Source organism: Actinomadura sp. RB99 (assembly GCF_014706005.1).
Taxonomy (GTDB): domain Bacteria; phylum Actinomycetota; class Actinomycetes; order Streptosporangiales; family Streptosporangiaceae; genus Spirillospora.
On sequence record NZ_JABMCA010000043.1, the window covers coordinates 1 to 13,704 of the forward strand.

Sequence of the window (13,704 nt, forward strand, 5' to 3'; positions counted from 1 at the left end):
CCCGCAGGTCCAGCGCGCCGAGCGCCTCGGCGTGCCGCGCGGCCGCCTCCAGCCCGGCGCGGACGGCGCCGACCGCGCCCGGGACGTCGCCGCGCGCCGAGCATGCCAGCGCGGCCGCGTGCCATCCGGCGATCCGGACCGCCGCGGGACCGTCCGTACCGTCGACCTCCGCCAGCAGATGGGCGGACGGCCTGCCGAGGGCCATCGCGACCCGCGCCGCGATGACGCGGGTCTCGGCGGCGGGCCCGGCCCATCCGCCGTCGCCGAGCAGGCCCGCCGCCGCGGAGGCGTCCGCCAGCAGCGCGCCGGACCGCTCGCCCGCCTCCCAGCGCGCCTTGATCAGCACGTGCTCGGCGAGCGGGATCCAGCCGGGGCGCTCCTGCCCGGCGAACGCGTCCCGTGCCCGCGCGGCGCTCCCGGCGGCGCGTCCGGGGTCGCCGTCCGCGAGTTCCGCGTGCGCGCGGAGCAGGAGGGCGTCCGCGACGTCGCACCTGTAGCCGTGCGCCTTCGCCGCGTCCAGGGCCGCGTCGAGGAGGGGCCGCGCCTCCCTCGGCAGGCCCGCGACGATGAGGGTCTCCGCCTGGTCCAGGCGGCACTGCGCCAGGCGCTCCCCGGTCAGGAACGGCTCGGCCTCCGCGTACAGCCGCAGGGCGCGCGGGACGTCCCCGCGCCGCGACACCGCGAACGCCAGGTTGCCCTTGGCCATCGCCGTCTGGTGTCGCAGCCCGGCGGCCTCGCCGACCGCGACGGCCTCCGCGAGGGCCTCCTCGGCGCCGCCGAAGTCGCCGCGCATCGCCCGCGCGAGCCCGATGTTGGTCAGCAGCCCGTTGAGCGCCGCCCGGTCGTGCCCTCGCCGCAGCCCCGCGAGCGCGCGCTCCGCGACGTCGTGCGCCTCCGCGACGCGTCCCGCGCGGGCTAGGGCGCAGGCCTTGTTGGCGGCCAGCCGGTCCGCCTCCTCACCGCGCAGGACGGTCTCCGCCTCCTCCGCGTGGGCCAGCGCCCCGGTGAGGTCCCCGCGAGCCGTCAGGAGACCCACGAGGTTCATCCGGACCTTCGCGGCGGTGTACGGGTCGGGACGCGTGTCACCGGTCCACGCGTCGTCGGCGAACACCGGCCAGCCGTCGTCCTCGGGCGCCGCGCGGGGCGTCTCGCGCCCGGTCGCCAGGTCGAGCGCCCGGTGCAGGAAGGCCAGCCCCTCCTCCAGGCGCCCCAGCTCCTTGCACGCCAGGCCCGCGATCCGCAGCGCGAGGATGTCGTCGCCGCGCTCCAGCAGCGTCGTCGCGCGGGCGTGCGCGGTCGCCGGGTCGATCGCCGCCAGCCACAGCAGCGCCCGCTCGTCCTCGCCGCTCACATGCGGACCCAGCTGGTGACGACCGACGAGCCGTCCGGCAGCCGGAACAGCAGGCTGACCAGCCCTTCCGGTACCTGCGGAAGGCAGAACATCCCGGCCGGCCCGGTGCGCCCGGCCGGACGCCCCGCCGGAAGGCCGCCGTGCCGGACGACGATCTCGGCGCTCGCCGGCGGGACGAGCCGTCCGGTGATCTCGCGGTGCCGCCCGTCGCCGGTGACCTCGATCTCCACCGCCGACCGGGGGCAGGTGAACGTCAGCGACCGGCCCGTCCCGCCGCGCACGCCCGCCGCCGGACGCACGGCGCCGTCCCGGTGCAGCTCCGCCAGCGCCGCCGCCGGTGTCCGCCACGCGAGCGCCGAACGCGCCGCCGCGAGCACGCCCTCCGGCACCGGGTCGAGGACGTCGAACGCGGCCCGCGCCCCCGCCATCAGCTCCTCGTCGTTCACGGGACGAGCCTCCGCAGCGCTGCCAGGCAGCGGGCCCGCGTCGGCCCGACGCTGCCGACCGGGACGCCCAGCGCCGCCGCGAGCTCGGCGTAGCTGGCCGCCTGCGCGAACAGCCGCAGTAGCGTCCGGCAGCGGCGGGGGAGCGCCTCCAACGCGGCGCCGACGCGGCCCAGCCGGTCGCGGGCGACCGCCACCTCGTCCGGGCCGGACGCCGGACGGGTGCCGAGCGCCACCGGCGCCAGGTCCCGGGTCCGCCGCCGCACCAGGGCCCTGCACTCGTTGCGCGCCGTCGTCGCCAGCCAGCATCCCGCCGCGGACGGGTCGTCGAGCGCGCCGATCCGTTCCACCAGCCGCAACCAGGACGTCTGCACCACATCGCCCGCGTCCGCGTCGTCCAGCCCGTGCGCGCGGGCGATCGACCACAGCAGCCCGCTGTACCGCTCGACGAGCCGCGCCCACGCCGCATCGTCGCCGTCCCGAGCCCGCACCACCAGCGCGCTCGTATCGTCGTCCTGCAAAGTCGCCAAGGGGGCTCCCACCACGTCATCCGCTGACATCGGTGGATCACCCTAAGTTGGAATACGGCGACGGTCCGTGCGCGGTTACCGCTTCGCCATCGGACCGTGCTCAAGAACTGATGAGTACGCCGAGATCGGGGAGGGTCGCGCAGCGCGCCGGATCGAGGACCCGGTCCGCCGCGGACGGCGCGTCCAGGCCCTCCCGCGCGGCGAGCCCGGCGATCCGCCCGGCCACGGCAGGCGCCGCGAACGACGTCCCGCTCCACGTCGCGTAGCCCTCGAACCGGTCCGCGTCGACGCCTCCCGAGGGGGCGCGCTGGCCGTCGAACCACACGTGGGTGCTCGCCACGTCGACCCCCGGCGCGCACGCGTCGACCCACCAGCCGTAGTTGGAGAACCAGGCCCGGTCGTCCCCGTCGAGCGCCGCCACCCCGATGACGGGCTTCATCGCGGCCGGCCAGAACGGGCGCTCGCTCGCGGTGTTCCCCGCGCACGCCACGACGACCGTCCGGCGGCCGAGCGCGGTGATCGCCCGCGCCAGCACCGGCGACGGGCGGTCGTCGAAGGTGTGGCAGCCGAGCGACAGATTTCATCTATCTCACGAAGCGGCCCCGGCCGGTGCTGCGAACACCGCCCGGGGCCTAGGGATCAACCTTGCAGGAGGCCAACCCCATGGCTTACGAGCCTACCCACCGCGTCGCCTTCAGCGCTGCCGCTCTGACCGACAGCCAGCGCGACGGCCTCGCCTGCGTCAACTGCGGTGCCGACCTCACGACCGGTATCGCGTCCGTGCCGGTCGCCACCGTCGACGGCGGGCAGGTGTTCGCCTGCTCGACCCACACCTTCCCCGCGGCGGTCGGGAAGTCGAGCACCTGGCCGGGCGGCGAGCCCGCGTCGGTCAGGGGCGCCGAGATTGACGTCGAGGAGCACGAGCGGTTCGTCCGCTTCGCCGAGGACGTCGTCGACCTGTCGCGCCGCGGCCCGTACGCCGAGCAGCTCGCCGAGCAGCTTCGCGGCGAGGGCCACCAGGCCGCCGCCGACGCCGTCACCGAGGCCGCCGCCGCGTGCAACGCCCTGCGTTCCGTCCTCGACGAGCGGCGGGGCCCGGACGCGCTCGGGTCGGCGCTGGAGACCGTCCACGCGGCCATGTCCCGCGCCGTGTCCGCGGTTCGTGCGGCCCGCACCGCCGAGGACGGTCGCAAGTGAGCGGCCAGGCGGCGGCCGTGCGCGTCGCGGAGCTGGAGGCCGAAGTGGCGACGCTGCGGACCGCTGTCGGCGCCCTTCAGCAGATCGTCAACGCCCTGTGTGAGGACGGCGGCGCGGCGCTGAAGGCGCGCGCGGCCGAGCAGGCGCAGCAGGCCGCCGAGGTCGCCGACCGGCGCGCCTCGCTCCGGCTGGTCGCCGGGGGTCGGTCGTGAGCGCGGCGGACAAGGCGATCCGGTGGGGTGCTGCGGTAGCCGTGACGGTCGTCGCGGGCATCGCCGCCGTCATCTCCTACGGCCACGCCTACGAGTTGGCCGTCCGGTACGGCGAGAGCGGCGCGACGGCCCGCGCGCTGCCTTTCACCGTCGACGGTCTCATCGTGACGTGCTCGCTGGTGCTGCTCGACTGCGCGCGCCGCGGGCAGCGTGCCCCGCTGTTGGCGTGGCTGCTGCTCGGTGCGGGGATCGCAGCGACGGTCGGCGCGAACGTCGCGCACGGCCTGTCCCACGGCCCGGTGGGGGCGATCATCGCGGGGTGGCCGGCACTGGTCGCGGTCGGGTCGTTCGAGATGCTCGCGAGGCTGATCCGCAACGCCCAACCTGGCGCGAACGTCGCGCCTGAGGACGTGCCCGCGGGCGCCGCTGGAGGGCTGCTGTGGTGGCCGCTCCCGGAGTTCGGGGCCGCAGGTCAAGGCGCGCCCGCCCCGACGCTCCAGGGCGGGCAGGGGCCCGGCGGGGAGCACGCTCGCGAGCGTCCCCCGAACGGGAACGGCGACGGCCCCGGCGAGGACGATGCCGCGGACGTCGAGCCCGTTCTTGCGGGGTTGGTCGCGACCGCCCGCGACCGGTTCGCGACCACGCTCGCCGCCGGGTCCGTGCCGTCGGTGCGGGCGCTCCGTCGAGAGCTCCGGATCGGGCATCCCCGCGCCGTCGCCGTCCGCCAGGCGCTCGACGGCGCGGCCGTCGACGCCGGTACTCGCAGCGGTACCGGCACGGCCGTGGGGTGATCCCTGAACGAGACTGGCGCCCCGTCCCTCATCGAGGGGCGGGGCGCCGGTGCATCGCGCTCACAGCGTAGCCCGCGCGGCCGGTGGCGGTCAGCCCGTCTCGATGCTCCACCCGCGTATCTGGGCGATCTGCTCGGCGAGGTCGGCCAGCGTCGACGACGGCCCGCCCGGACCGCACTGCGACCGCAGTACCTTCCGCACCGCCGAGCGAAGCATTACCTCCGTGCGCGCCGAGACGACCTCGCGCGTGAAGTCCGCGACCGTCGCCGTCAGCGCCTCGGTCTCCCGCCACGCCTCGGCCATCGTCAGCGCGAGCAGCAGGTGCACGAGGTCGTTGTACGCGGCCCGTCCCCATTCCTCGCCGCGCGCGGTGACGGGGCCGGCCTGGATCGTCGGGACGTACGGGTCCCGGGCGAGGCGCCCGTGCGCGGCCTCGTCGAGGTAGGGCATCGCGGCGTCAAGGTCGCCGAGCTCCATATGCAGGATGCCGCGGTGCCAGTTCAGTTCGGACGCGTCGAGCCACCATGTCCAGTGTGGGTCACGCGGGTGCAGGGACTCTTGCAGCGCGCCGGATGCGGCGTCGAGGGTCCGCAGCGCGCGGGCCCGGTCGCCGCCCTGGGCGAGGGCACGGGCGGCGCGCAGCTTGAACAGCGCTTCGACGCGCGGGGCGAGGGTGGCGCCCTCGATGGTGTGCTCGGCGATCTGGAGCGCCTCGCGGCTGTGCCGCTGATGGACGTCGATGAGGGCGAGGTGCGACAGCTCGAACAGCTCCATGCCGCGGTCGCCGGCGAGGCGGGACAGGAGCATCGCCTCGTGCGTGGTGGCGCGGGACTCCTCCAGGCGGTCGGCGTCGTACAGCGTCCACGCGGCGATCTCGCCTGTCTCGCCGGCGGCGGCCTGGAGGTCGCGCTCGTCGGCGTCATGGCGGCCGGTGGCGAGCGCCGTCCGGGCGGTGGTGAATGCGCGGACGGCGAGGTCGGCGATGCTCGTTCCGCCGAATCGGGAGTCGAGCACGATGAGGTGCTGGTTGGTGTCCCGGACGGTCGCGGCGTAGTCGAGCGCCGCTGTCCCGTTCATGGCGGGCAGGACGGCCTGTGCGGGCGCCTCGTCGCCGAACAACTCGGCCTCGGTCTTCCCGGTCACGCGGCAGTACAGCGCCCGATAGCGGGGCCATGGGACGTTCTTCCCCGCCTCCCAGTGTTTGATCATGTCGGCGAGGGTCTTCACGTGCGGCAGGCCCGGCCGGTCGCGCGGGTCCGCTGCGTCGCGCAGCAGGCGTGCGAGGTCGGGCCGCGACCAGTACGGCGGCGCCTCGCGTTCCGCGCGCAGGCGTGCGCCGATGGCTTTCTTGCCGGGGGTCATTTGCGATGCACCTTCCGGACTGTCCACCGAGGGGGAAGGAACTCGTCCCCTCCCATCCCCCACTATCCCCCTCCCCGTGTGGCACCCGCCACAGATTCACTGACGGTGACCGTGCATCGCAGCAGTGGGAGACGAGCCATGGAGACCGAGGGCCGAACGGCACCCGCCGCATTGACGCCCGCCGAGCAGATGCGAAACGCGCTACTCCGAGACCTGCGCGAGACCTTCCCGGACTGGCAGATCATCGCCATTCGGCACAAGCCGCACCCGTGGCGCGCCCGGCGGACGCTGAAGTACCACGACCTCGGCGGCGCGCTCGTCATCGAGGCCAAGGACGCTGAGATCCTCCGCGAGCTGATCGAAGCCGCGCGGGACATCGACGCCAAGATCTCCGGGACGCGGCCATGACGCTGGGCGCGTTCGAGGACACCGCGGTATTCAGCGCCGAGCCGATCCACCGCGCCGAGGCCGACCGGTTCCGCGAGCGGTACGGCGTCACCGCGTGGTTCGGGCACCACACCCGGAACTGGTGGGCGCTGGTCGACCGGCGGGCCCTGGTCGAGGGGACGACGCCGGAGCGGCTCGGCGAGGCCATCATGGCGGCGCGCAGGCGGTCGGCATGACCGCCGCTGAGGACGTCGGCGACCTGGTCGACGAGATGGGCCGGGCGTTCCCTGGCTGGACGGTCGTCGAGGTCGGCGGCCGGTGGTTCGCCGCGCGCGGCCCGCTCAACGGCGAGCAGCTCCCCGCCGGCGCGCTGGAGGCCGACTCCCCAGCCGCGCTTTACCTCCAGCTGGAGGCGAGGCGCCGGTGAGGATCGGCCGAACCCAGTACGAGGTGCGCGGCAAGGATGAGGTGTTCATCCTCGTGCACGAGCCGTCCGGCGACGTCGTCGGCGCGTTCTATGCCGAGCCGGACGAGCCGGGATGGTGGCGCGGCGCCTCGTGGGGGAAGGTCCGCCGGTTCTACATCCCCGGCGCCGAGCCCGTCGACATCGGCGCCCGTTTCCTGCAGTAGACCCCGTGGTCCCGGGTTCGGCGCGGCGGCCCGGGACCACGGGCCCATGAACGCGCGCCGGTCGCGGTTGTGCTGTCCCCAAACAGACACGGCCCGCGGCCGGCGCGCCCCTGCGTCAGCCTGATCCTCGCCCGAACGCGATCTGAACGCTGCCGCCGCCCTCGGTCCGCGCCGTCTTCCGGATCCACTTCTTCAGCTCGGCTGGCAGGCCCCGCAGGTCGATGATCACGCGCGTCGGGCCGCTGCTCGGCGCCGTGGTGGTGCGCGTCGAGTTCACGGCCCCGACCGAACCGGACGCGGTGAACTCAGCGGCGCGCGGGCCTGCCACGCCCACGAGGCCCGACATGGCGGCGGCGACCCTGCCCCGGGACGAGGTGATGCCCGTTGCGAGCATGGCGCCGATCTTCGCGCCGGACACCTGCGGGTTACCGGAGCCGCTCAACGGGCCTTCCTTCGCCGGGGAGAACGGCAAGAAACCGCGGATCTTGCCCGCGATGTCGCCCATGGCGCCGCCGAGGTCACCGATCTTGGACTTGATGCCGGAGATCAGGCCCGAGATGACGTTCCGGCCGGCGCCGCGGAGCAGGGAGCCGAGGGAGCCGAGCGCGGACTTGATCCGGCCTGGGAGCCCTCGCATCCAGCTGGCGAGGCTTTTGGCCTTGCTGATCGCGGAGTCCTTCATCCTGCCGAACCATCCCGCGACCGCGCCCGGGATGGACGCGAGCCCGCGAACTCCGGCCTTCAGCTTCGCGACCTGCGACTTCACGAGCGTGACGACCGCGTTCCAGATCTTGTGAACGTGGCCCTTGACCAGGTTCCAGACGGCTTTCCAGCCGGTCCATATCAGGCTGAGTGCGCCCTTCAGGATCGACCATACGGCGTTGAGAGCGCCGCTGAAAATCTGCTTGATGCCCTTCCAGACCCGCCCCCAATCGCCGGTGAAGATCCCGGCGAAGACGTTCCAAACGCCCTGGATCATCGTGAACAGGCCGGACCAATAGCCGAGGAAGGTATCGACAAAAATCCCGATCACATTTAGCAGGGTCGGGCCGAAAATCTGGCCCAATTTCGACGCGACATCGAGGGCAGACGACACGATATCCGCCACGGACCCGACGACTTTTCCGATCTTGCCGGACCACTCGTCGATCTTGCCCTTGTTGTCGTCGAGCCACCGCTTCACGCCCGCAACGGCGCTACCTACTCCGTCGGTGAGCTTCGTCCAGATCCGCTTCACCTTGTCGACGGTAGCGCCGTTGTCGCCGACCCACTTCTGAAACCACGTGTTGGCCTTGCCGCCGAATTTCGTCAGGCCGGGCAGGACTTGGCCGCCCATGAAGTCCGTGACTTTCATCTTCACGGTGCGCTGGAACTTCGTGAGGTTCTGGCTGGCGGTCTGATGGAGGGTCTTGCCCATGCGTTCCGCGGCGCCGCCGACCTTGCCGAGCTTGTTGTCCGTTGCGTCGAGGTTCTTGAGGAACTTGGGGATATAGCTGGTGCCCAGGTCCTCTAGTGGCGTCCCGAATAGCGCGAGGGCCGCTTGTGCCCGTGCGCTCGGATCCTTGATGCCGCGTAGGCCGGACACGATTTTCTGGAATGCTGACGCGCCCCGCGTCCCGCCGGCGAGCAAGTCGGCCGTCATCTTCTTCTGAGACAAGCCGATCTTGTCGTAAACGGCCTTGGTCGAGGCGGACATGTTCGTCGCTCGAAGCGTGAACTCTTTCAAGGCATCGCCGGTCTTATCGAGTCCGAACGCGCCCTTGTCGGCGGCACCCGCGAGCAGATTGAACGCCTGCTGTCCCTTCACGCCGATCTGCTCGAAGAACGGCGAGTACTCGTCGATTGCGTCGACCACGTCCTCACGGACCTCGCGGGGGACATGGGAAAGCGTTGCCGTCAGCAGGTCGAGGCCCTGCTTGGCGTTGTCGACGAGACCGGCCTTGACCATCTGCCCGGCGATCTGCGCGGACCGCCCGACGTCGAGGTCGAACGCCGTCGCCAGGTCGGAGACCTTCGCCGTCATGGACTCGATGTCGGCGTTCGAGGCGTTGCGCATGCCGCCGATGGAGGAGACAACGGCGTCGAGAGCCTCGGTCACCTCGCCCATGGACTCGCCATAGCCGCGGGCGAACAGGTGCCCGGCGGCCTTGCCGAGCCGGTCGGCCTCCGGCCCGAACGCGCCGAGGCTGGCCTTCAGCTTGGCCATGGCGTCTTGCTTCTCCATGGCGCCAGCGAGGCCGGTCATCAGGACACCGCCGATCGCGGCGCCGGCGGCCAGCCACGGGCCCGCCTTTGCGAGCGGCGCGAGCTTCGCGCCGAGCTTCCCGAACCGGGACTTGCCGGTCTTCTCGGCGCCCTCGCCGATCCCGTCGCCGGCGCCCTCGCCGACGTCCTGACCGGACGAGCGGAACCGGCTCCGGGAGCCGCGTAGTTCGCTCTGAACGCCGCGGGAGAGCTTCTCCCCGGCGGCCTTGCCCGCCTGCTTGGCCTCAGTCTCGACCTGGTCGAGACCGGACCGCATACCGTGGGCGGCCGCCTTCCCCGCGGCTTGCCCGCCCTCGCCGCTGATCGCCTCCATGCGGTTCATGGCCTGCCGGACCTGCTGAACGTTGCTGTTCCCGGCGCGCTCGTATTCGTGCTCGACCTCGTCGAGGCTGCGCTTGGTCGTCGACTCCAGCCGGTTGAGGCCGCGCTCTGCGGTCCGGAGCGTGCCCGTGAACCCCTTGTCATCAAGGGAAACGGTGGCGACGAGTTCGCCGAGGTCGAGAGCCATGGGGGGCGGGTCCTATTCCGGCTTGCGTGCGGTGTGGTGGGCGGTGACGTGGTCGTCGACGGCGTCGAGCCAACGGGCGGCCTGGGGGTCGCCGGTGGCGGCGTCCCACTGGTCGCAGGCGTGCGCGGCGAGCGTCGCGAGCTGCCCGACGAGCCACGCGTTCGCGGTCGCGTACTGGCCGGGGTGGGCGTCGAGCAGGTCGCGGGTGATGACGGTGATGTGTGTGCCGAGGTCGCCGGTTGAGAGGCCGTTCCGGACGGCGCGGATCAGCTCGACGGCAGCGGCGGTCCCGTCCTCGGCAGGCGTCCGCGGCGCCCTGGTCGCTGCTCTCGCCGCCTTCGCGGCCTCGTTGCGGGTCGCGGCCCGGTCGGCGCGGCGGGCGGCCTTACGCATCGCGTGAGCGGCGCGGCGGCGGGCTGCTCGGTCGCCGCTCACGCCGTCGCCACCGTGCGGGCGGCCGGGCGGCCGAGGGCGTGGTCGAGGCGGCCCGCCGCGTACGCCTCGGCGACCTCGTCCGGCTGCATCGTCGCGAGGGCGCCCACCGTCACCTGACCGTCCGGCACCGCGCCGCCGGTGGCGTCCTCGGCGTCGGGCGCTGGCGGGGCGGCGAGCAGCTCGGCGAGCTCACCGGCGGTGTACGCCGCGGTGATCTGGGCGGGGGTGGCGGCGACGAGCCACGCCTCGTCGCGCTGCACGGGTGCGGTCACTGGCCCCACGCCTCCCGCCGGGTGATCTCGGCCGTGATGCCGCGGGCCTCGTGCTCGTTCGGTTCGTGGTCCAGGACCAGGACGGCGCCGCCGGTGGTGCGGAAGAACCGCAGGTCCTCTGGCGGGTCCTGCACGGGCGCGTCGACCTTGCCGAGCTCGTCGTACACCTCGGGGTGCGGGGCGGCGCCGATGACCGCGGCGGGCAGGGCGCCGGCGGCGAAGCGGCTCCGCAGCGTCAGCCCGTCCACGGGGGTGTGGGCGTGGGCAACGCGCGCGAGCATCTGGCCGAGCCACGGGCCGGGGTCGACGGTGTCGAGGCGGCGCCGCCCGGCGATGACGCCGGAGCCGGGGAGCTGGCCGAGGTGGGCGTGCTCGGCGGGCGGGACGAGGGGGTTGCCGTGCTCGGGAACGCCCAGCTCGGCCATGCGCGCCCGCCACGCCCCGATCCGGGCGTTGCGGTCGGCGACGGCGGCCGTGAACGCGGCAACGGCGTCCTCGGCGGCCTGGAGCAGCTCGACGTACCGGGCGCCGGTGCCGGTGGCGTACGCCTCGATCTCGGCGCGGAGCGCGTCGCAGTCGGCGAGGCGGGCGGCGCGGGCGGCGCGCTTGGCCTTGCGGGCGGTGGCCTGGGCGCGCAGCTCGGCGAAGCGGGACAGGTCCCGCTGTGCGCTGATCTGGTCGGCTGTCACCGACTCATCGCCATCGATCACCCGGCCTTCGAGGGCATCGACGAGCGCGGCGGCGTCCGCCGCTTCCTGCTCGGCCCGGTGGACGTCGTCGGGGGTGACGTGCCCGGCGTCGGCGTCTGCGGCGAGCAGCTCGGCGACGCGCGCCGACGTGGGGGCGGGGGCGGTGGTCGTCGTCATGGTGCGGTGTCTTCCTTGAGGCTGTCGGGGTCGATCAGCCAGGTTCGGCCCACGCGGCGAGCGCGGACCCGGCCGGCCGCCGCCCAGTGCCGCAACGTCCGTGGAGGGTGTCCGGAGTAGGCGGCGAGCTGGGCGACGGTGGACCACCCGGTTCCCTCGATCGTTTCGGGTGCCTCGCCGTTGTTGCCGTGATCGGCAAGCGGGGCCGGTTCGGTGGCGTTGTGCAGGGCGCGCAGGAACGCGACGAGGTCGGGCGGGATGCGGGCGCCGCCGTCGCGTACGTCGCGGGTGAGGGCGCGGGTCAGGTAGGCCAGCAGCGGCCCGCACAGCGAGGCGGGCACCACGACCGGTCCGGCCTGCGTGGTGCCCGCCTCGTCCATCCTGTAGCGCCCGTTCAGTCGCCGGCGGCGGCGCGGACCCGCGCGGGGACGTCCCACCCGTGGACGAGGTCCCCGGCGGGGGACCATGCCTCGCCGGGCCGGATCGCCTGATGCACGATGACGTCGACGAGCGTCGCGGCGTCGAGGGGCCGGAACTCTCGGCCGTCGATCACAACCGCGCCGTCCTGCCCGAACACCACCGAGGCCGGCGCCTCGACGTTGCGGGGCGTGGTGCGGTCGGGGGCGTCGGCGTTGCGGGCGGTGGTGTGCCAGCGCGAGACGCGGGCGTTGTGGTCGGCGACGCTCTCGACGAGCGCGGCGACCGCGGCCCGGATGGCGTCCACCGCGGCGATGAGCGGCCCGGACCGGTTCGCCTCGTCGGCGGCCTCGGCGCGGAGCTGGTCGAGGACGGCAGCGCGGGGATTGGTCTCGGCCTGGTCGAGGGTGGGCTTGGTGGTGGCCATGGGTGCGTGGTTCTTTCCGGTGCGCAGGAGCAGGGCAGGGGCTATCGGGCGTACGGGTTGAGTTGCCGGGTGCGGGCCTGGGCGCGGGCGGCGTCCTCGGCGGCCTTGCGCAGCACCGCCACGTTGGCGGCCTCGGGCGGGCGCCGCTGCGGCATGAACGCCCTGCGCTCCCATCCCCGCGTCGCCGGGTCGTGTCCGGCGAGTTGCACCCGCAGCGCCCGGATCTCGGTCACGAACTCGGTCTTGCCGGTCGCGGCGGCCCACCGGTCGACGAGCTGGGTGTCGCCGTCGTCCTGGGCGGCGGTGATCAGGGCGCGGATCTGGGTGTCGTCGCCGAACCGGATCGCGTCGTCGAGTGCGGCGGCCCGGGCCTTGGCCGGTGTGGCGCGGGCCTGGTCGAGGGCGGTGCGGAACGCGGTCGCCAGGACGGCGCGGTCGGCGGCGGACGCGTCGGCGGGGTAGCCGGGGCCCGTGGGGATGACTGGTTCCAGCATGGCCAGACGCGCCGCGCGGCGGTTCTGCAGGTCGGTGCGGTGCTGGTCGAGGGCGGCGAGGTGGTTCTCGTGCGCGGTGGCCAACTGCTCGGCCTTGGCCAGTTCGGACAGGCGCGGGTCCTGCCGGATGGCGTCGATCTGGGCGGGGTAGGCGTCGGTGGCCGCCGTCGCGCCGATGACGGCCGGGTCCTGATTGATCGGCGGTAGCGGCGGGACGATGGCCGCGGCGGTCTGCGCTGGCGTCGGTGTGGTCATCGGTGGTGCCTTCCTCGTCGGGCCGCGACGAGCGCGGCGGCGTCCTGGGCGGCCCACAGGCCGCGCGATACCGGGGTGACCCCGGCCCGGCGGGCGAGGCGCCGCGCGTGCTGCTCGGTGACGCCCAGGCGCGCGGCGAGGTCGCCCGTCCGGACCGGCCCGGAATCCGCTGCTGAGGATGCGCCGATGTTCGGTCCGTCCGTGCGGGCAGGTTCGTTCGCGGTCGTCTCGACGAGGTGGGCGAGGTGTGCGGCGCGGAGTGCGTCGAGGGCGGCGGCGACGTTGGGCGGTACCTGTCCGCCGTCGGCGCGGTGCCGGGCGAGGTAGTCGCGCAGCACGCGCCAGAACGGCCCGCACACCGCGCCGGGCAGCCATGCACCCCCGCCCGCCGTCGCGGCGGTAGGCGCGTCCTGGGCGCCGCCCGCCGGGATCATGGGCGGCGGGCTTCCTGCGCGGCGCGGAACTCGTCGAGCTTGGGGGCGAGGCGGGCGAGCATCCGATCAGCCGTCGCGCGGGCCCGCTTCGATGCGGTGGTCTGTCCGTCCGCGCGGGTCGCCAGCTCGACCAGGAGCTCGGCGGCCTCGGCGGAGAACCGGACGCCGGCGGCGCGGGCAGCCGGGTCCGGGTCGCGGGCGAGCTTGGTCAACGCGACCCGGAGCTGTATGGCGCCGTAGTCGAACCGTTCCTTGCCGGTCCAACCGCAGTACCGGCCCTTCCGTCGCTCCGGCGCCTCGACGTCCTCGGCGTTCGGGCCGTCCGAGACGGGCGGGGTGGTGGTCATGGTCCGGTGTCCTTCCTCGCGTAGGCATGGGCACGCGACCGCGTGCGCGCGAGCGAACGTTCGCCGTTCGCGGCGGCCCGC

At 73.9% G+C, this 13,704-nt stretch carries 20 protein-coding genes and 1 pseudogene; 7 read left to right on the forward strand and 14 right to left on the reverse strand.

The genetic code is table 11. The features are described 5' to 3' along the window. The 4 genes and pseudogenes from amrb99_RS31025 to amrb99_RS31040 all read right to left on the reverse strand — a co-directional run. A pseudogene (locus amrb99_RS31025) lies at window positions 1–1,351 on the reverse strand (hypothetical protein); the annotation flags it as partial. Next, on the reverse strand, window positions 1,348–1,797 hold the full coding sequence (locus tag amrb99_RS31030; RefSeq protein ID WP_190862748.1) for a hypothetical protein: 450 nt from the start codon (window positions 1,795–1,797) through the stop codon (window positions 1,348–1,350). The gene amrb99_RS31030 and the pseudogene amrb99_RS31025, both read right to left, overlap by 4 nt. Next, the gene (locus tag amrb99_RS31035) at window positions 1,794–2,324 is read right to left on the reverse strand and encodes a sigma-70 family RNA polymerase sigma factor (protein ID WP_241756097.1); all 531 of its coding nucleotides are present in this window, start codon (window positions 2,322–2,324) and stop codon (window positions 1,794–1,796) included. The genes amrb99_RS31030 and amrb99_RS31035 overlap by 4 nt, the downstream gene beginning before the upstream one ends. A gap of 100 nt (window positions 2,325–2,424) precedes the next feature. Beyond that, window positions 2,425–2,901: a S8 family serine peptidase gene (locus amrb99_RS31040; protein ID WP_190862917.1), complete on the reverse strand. Its 477-nt coding sequence runs from the start codon at window positions 2,899–2,901 to the stop codon at window positions 2,425–2,427. 86 nt (window positions 2,902–2,987) lie between these two features. On the opposite strand from amrb99_RS31040, the gene amrb99_RS31045 reads away from it, so the two are divergent. The 3 genes from amrb99_RS31045 to amrb99_RS31055 are packed head-to-tail and all read left to right on the forward strand — an operon-like array spanning window position 2,988 to window position 4,524. Next, window positions 2,988–3,521 (forward strand): hypothetical protein, encoded by a 534-nt coding sequence (locus amrb99_RS31045; RefSeq protein ID WP_190862750.1) that lies wholly within the window; start codon window positions 2,988–2,990, stop codon window positions 3,519–3,521. Further along, window positions 3,518–3,733 (forward strand): hypothetical protein, encoded by a 216-nt coding sequence (locus tag amrb99_RS31050; protein ID WP_190862752.1) that lies wholly within the window; start codon window positions 3,518–3,520, stop codon window positions 3,731–3,733. Before amrb99_RS31045 ends, amrb99_RS31050 begins: the two co-directional genes overlap by 4 nt. Continuing rightward, window positions 3,730–4,524: a DUF2637 domain-containing protein gene (locus tag amrb99_RS31055; protein WP_190862754.1), complete on the forward strand. Its 795-nt coding sequence runs from the start codon at window positions 3,730–3,732 to the stop codon at window positions 4,522–4,524. Before amrb99_RS31050 ends, amrb99_RS31055 begins: the two co-directional genes overlap by 4 nt. Window positions 4,525–4,614: 90 nt before the next feature. Here amrb99_RS31055 and amrb99_RS31060 read toward each other — a convergent pair whose 3' ends face one another. Next, window positions 4,615–5,886, reverse strand: a complete 1,272-nt coding sequence (locus tag amrb99_RS31060; protein ID WP_190862756.1) for a hypothetical protein — start codon at window positions 5,884–5,886, stop codon at window positions 4,615–4,617. 138 nt (window positions 5,887–6,024) lie between these two features. On the opposite strand from amrb99_RS31060, the gene amrb99_RS31065 reads away from it, so the two are divergent. From amrb99_RS31065 to amrb99_RS31080, 4 genes are read left to right on the forward strand one after another with little or no spacing between them, the layout of a single operon-like run. Then, on the forward strand, window positions 6,025–6,294 hold the full coding sequence (locus amrb99_RS31065; RefSeq protein ID WP_190862758.1) for a hypothetical protein: 270 nt from the start codon (window positions 6,025–6,027) through the stop codon (window positions 6,292–6,294). Further along, window positions 6,291–6,509 (forward strand): hypothetical protein, encoded by a 219-nt coding sequence (locus amrb99_RS31070; RefSeq protein ID WP_190862760.1) that lies wholly within the window; start codon window positions 6,291–6,293, stop codon window positions 6,507–6,509. Before amrb99_RS31065 ends, amrb99_RS31070 begins: the two co-directional genes overlap by 4 nt. Further along, window positions 6,506–6,700: a hypothetical protein gene (locus amrb99_RS31075; protein WP_190862762.1), complete on the forward strand. Its 195-nt coding sequence runs from the start codon at window positions 6,506–6,508 to the stop codon at window positions 6,698–6,700. The genes amrb99_RS31070 and amrb99_RS31075 overlap by 4 nt, the downstream gene beginning before the upstream one ends. After that, entirely contained in the window at window positions 6,697–6,903 is a 207-nt protein-coding gene (locus amrb99_RS31080) for a hypothetical protein (RefSeq protein ID WP_190862764.1), read from the forward strand. Before amrb99_RS31075 ends, amrb99_RS31080 begins: the two co-directional genes overlap by 4 nt. A 115-nt stretch (window positions 6,904–7,018) precedes the next feature. On the opposite strand, the gene amrb99_RS31085 is transcribed toward amrb99_RS31080, so the two are convergent. From amrb99_RS31085 to amrb99_RS31125, 9 genes are read right to left on the reverse strand one after another with little or no spacing between them, the layout of a single operon-like run. Beyond that, window positions 7,019–9,676 (reverse strand): phage tail tape measure protein, encoded by a 2,658-nt coding sequence (locus amrb99_RS31085; RefSeq protein WP_190862766.1) that lies wholly within the window; start codon window positions 9,674–9,676, stop codon window positions 7,019–7,021. A 12-nt stretch (window positions 9,677–9,688) separates the two neighbouring features. After that, a complete protein-coding gene (locus amrb99_RS31090; protein ID WP_190862768.1) occupies window positions 9,689–10,069 on the reverse strand; it encodes a hypothetical protein in 381 nt (126 codons plus the stop codon). Between the two features lie 38 nt (window positions 10,070–10,107). Then, window positions 10,108–10,383 carry a hypothetical protein gene (locus amrb99_RS31095; RefSeq protein ID WP_190862770.1) on the reverse strand — a complete coding sequence of 92 codons (276 nt, stop codon included), beginning with the start codon at window positions 10,381–10,383 and terminating at the stop codon, window positions 10,108–10,110. Next, complete coding sequence (locus tag amrb99_RS31100) at window positions 10,380–11,249, reverse strand: hypothetical protein (protein ID WP_190862772.1); 870 nt, start codon at window positions 11,247–11,249, stop codon at window positions 10,380–10,382. The genes amrb99_RS31095 and amrb99_RS31100 overlap by 4 nt, the downstream gene beginning before the upstream one ends. Beyond that, complete coding sequence (locus amrb99_RS31105) at window positions 11,246–11,629, reverse strand: helix-turn-helix domain-containing protein (protein WP_190862774.1); 384 nt, start codon at window positions 11,627–11,629, stop codon at window positions 11,246–11,248. The genes amrb99_RS31100 and amrb99_RS31105 overlap by 4 nt, the downstream gene beginning before the upstream one ends. Before the next feature lie 14 nt (window positions 11,630–11,643). After that, a complete protein-coding gene (locus amrb99_RS31110) occupies window positions 11,644–12,093 on the reverse strand; it encodes a hypothetical protein (RefSeq protein WP_190862776.1) in 450 nt (149 codons plus the stop codon). Between the two features lie 41 nt (window positions 12,094–12,134). After that, a complete protein-coding gene (locus amrb99_RS31115; protein WP_190862778.1) occupies window positions 12,135–12,842 on the reverse strand; it encodes a hypothetical protein in 708 nt (235 codons plus the stop codon). After that, window positions 12,839–13,276 carry a hypothetical protein gene (locus tag amrb99_RS31120; protein ID WP_190862781.1) on the reverse strand — a complete coding sequence of 146 codons (438 nt, stop codon included), beginning with the start codon at window positions 13,274–13,276 and terminating at the stop codon, window positions 12,839–12,841. Before amrb99_RS31120 ends, amrb99_RS31115 begins: the two co-directional genes overlap by 4 nt. Further along, window positions 13,273–13,623 (reverse strand): hypothetical protein, encoded by a 351-nt coding sequence (locus tag amrb99_RS31125; protein WP_190862783.1) that lies wholly within the window; start codon window positions 13,621–13,623, stop codon window positions 13,273–13,275. The genes amrb99_RS31120 and amrb99_RS31125 overlap by 4 nt, the downstream gene beginning before the upstream one ends. Window positions 13,624–13,704 lie beyond the last annotated feature (81 nt).

Excerpts from the sequence above, each read along its gene's own strand:
- amrb99_RS31045 (WP_190862750.1), top strand. The coding sequence starts at position 2,988 with ATGGCTTACGAGCCTACCCACCGCGTCGCCTTCAGCGCTGCCGCTCTG.
- amrb99_RS31060 (WP_190862756.1), bottom strand. The coding sequence starts at position 5,886 with ATGACCCCCGGCAAGAAAGCCATCGGCGCACGCCTGCGCGCGGAACGC.
- amrb99_RS31065 (WP_190862758.1), top strand. The coding sequence starts at position 6,025 with ATGGAGACCGAGGGCCGAACGGCACCCGCCGCATTGACGCCCGCCGAG.
- amrb99_RS31070 (WP_190862760.1), top strand. The coding sequence starts at position 6,291 with ATGACGCTGGGCGCGTTCGAGGACACCGCGGTATTCAGCGCCGAGCCG.
- amrb99_RS31075 (WP_190862762.1), top strand. The coding sequence starts at position 6,506 with ATGACCGCCGCTGAGGACGTCGGCGACCTGGTCGACGAGATGGGCCGG.
- amrb99_RS31085 (WP_190862766.1), bottom strand. The coding sequence starts at position 9,676 with ATGGCTCTCGACCTCGGCGAACTCGTCGCCACCGTTTCCCTTGATGAC.
- amrb99_RS31090 (WP_190862768.1), bottom strand. The coding sequence starts at position 10,069 with ATGCGTAAGGCCGCCCGCCGCGCCGACCGGGCCGCGACCCGCAACGAG.
- amrb99_RS31100 (WP_190862772.1), bottom strand. The coding sequence starts at position 11,249 with ATGACGACGACCACCGCCCCCGCCCCCACGTCGGCGCGCGTCGCCGAG.
- amrb99_RS31105 (WP_190862774.1), bottom strand. The coding sequence starts at position 11,629 with ATGGACGAGGCGGGCACCACGCAGGCCGGACCGGTCGTGGTGCCCGCC.
- amrb99_RS31110 (WP_190862776.1), bottom strand. The coding sequence starts at position 12,093 with ATGGCCACCACCAAGCCCACCCTCGACCAGGCCGAGACCAATCCCCGC.
- amrb99_RS31115 (WP_190862778.1), bottom strand. The coding sequence starts at position 12,842 with ATGACCACACCGACGCCAGCGCAGACCGCCGCGGCCATCGTCCCGCCG.
- amrb99_RS31120 (WP_190862781.1), bottom strand. The coding sequence starts at position 13,276 with ATGATCCCGGCGGGCGGCGCCCAGGACGCGCCTACCGCCGCGACGGCG.
- amrb99_RS31125 (WP_190862783.1), bottom strand. The coding sequence starts at position 13,623 with ATGACCACCACCCCGCCCGTCTCGGACGGCCCGAACGCCGAGGACGTC.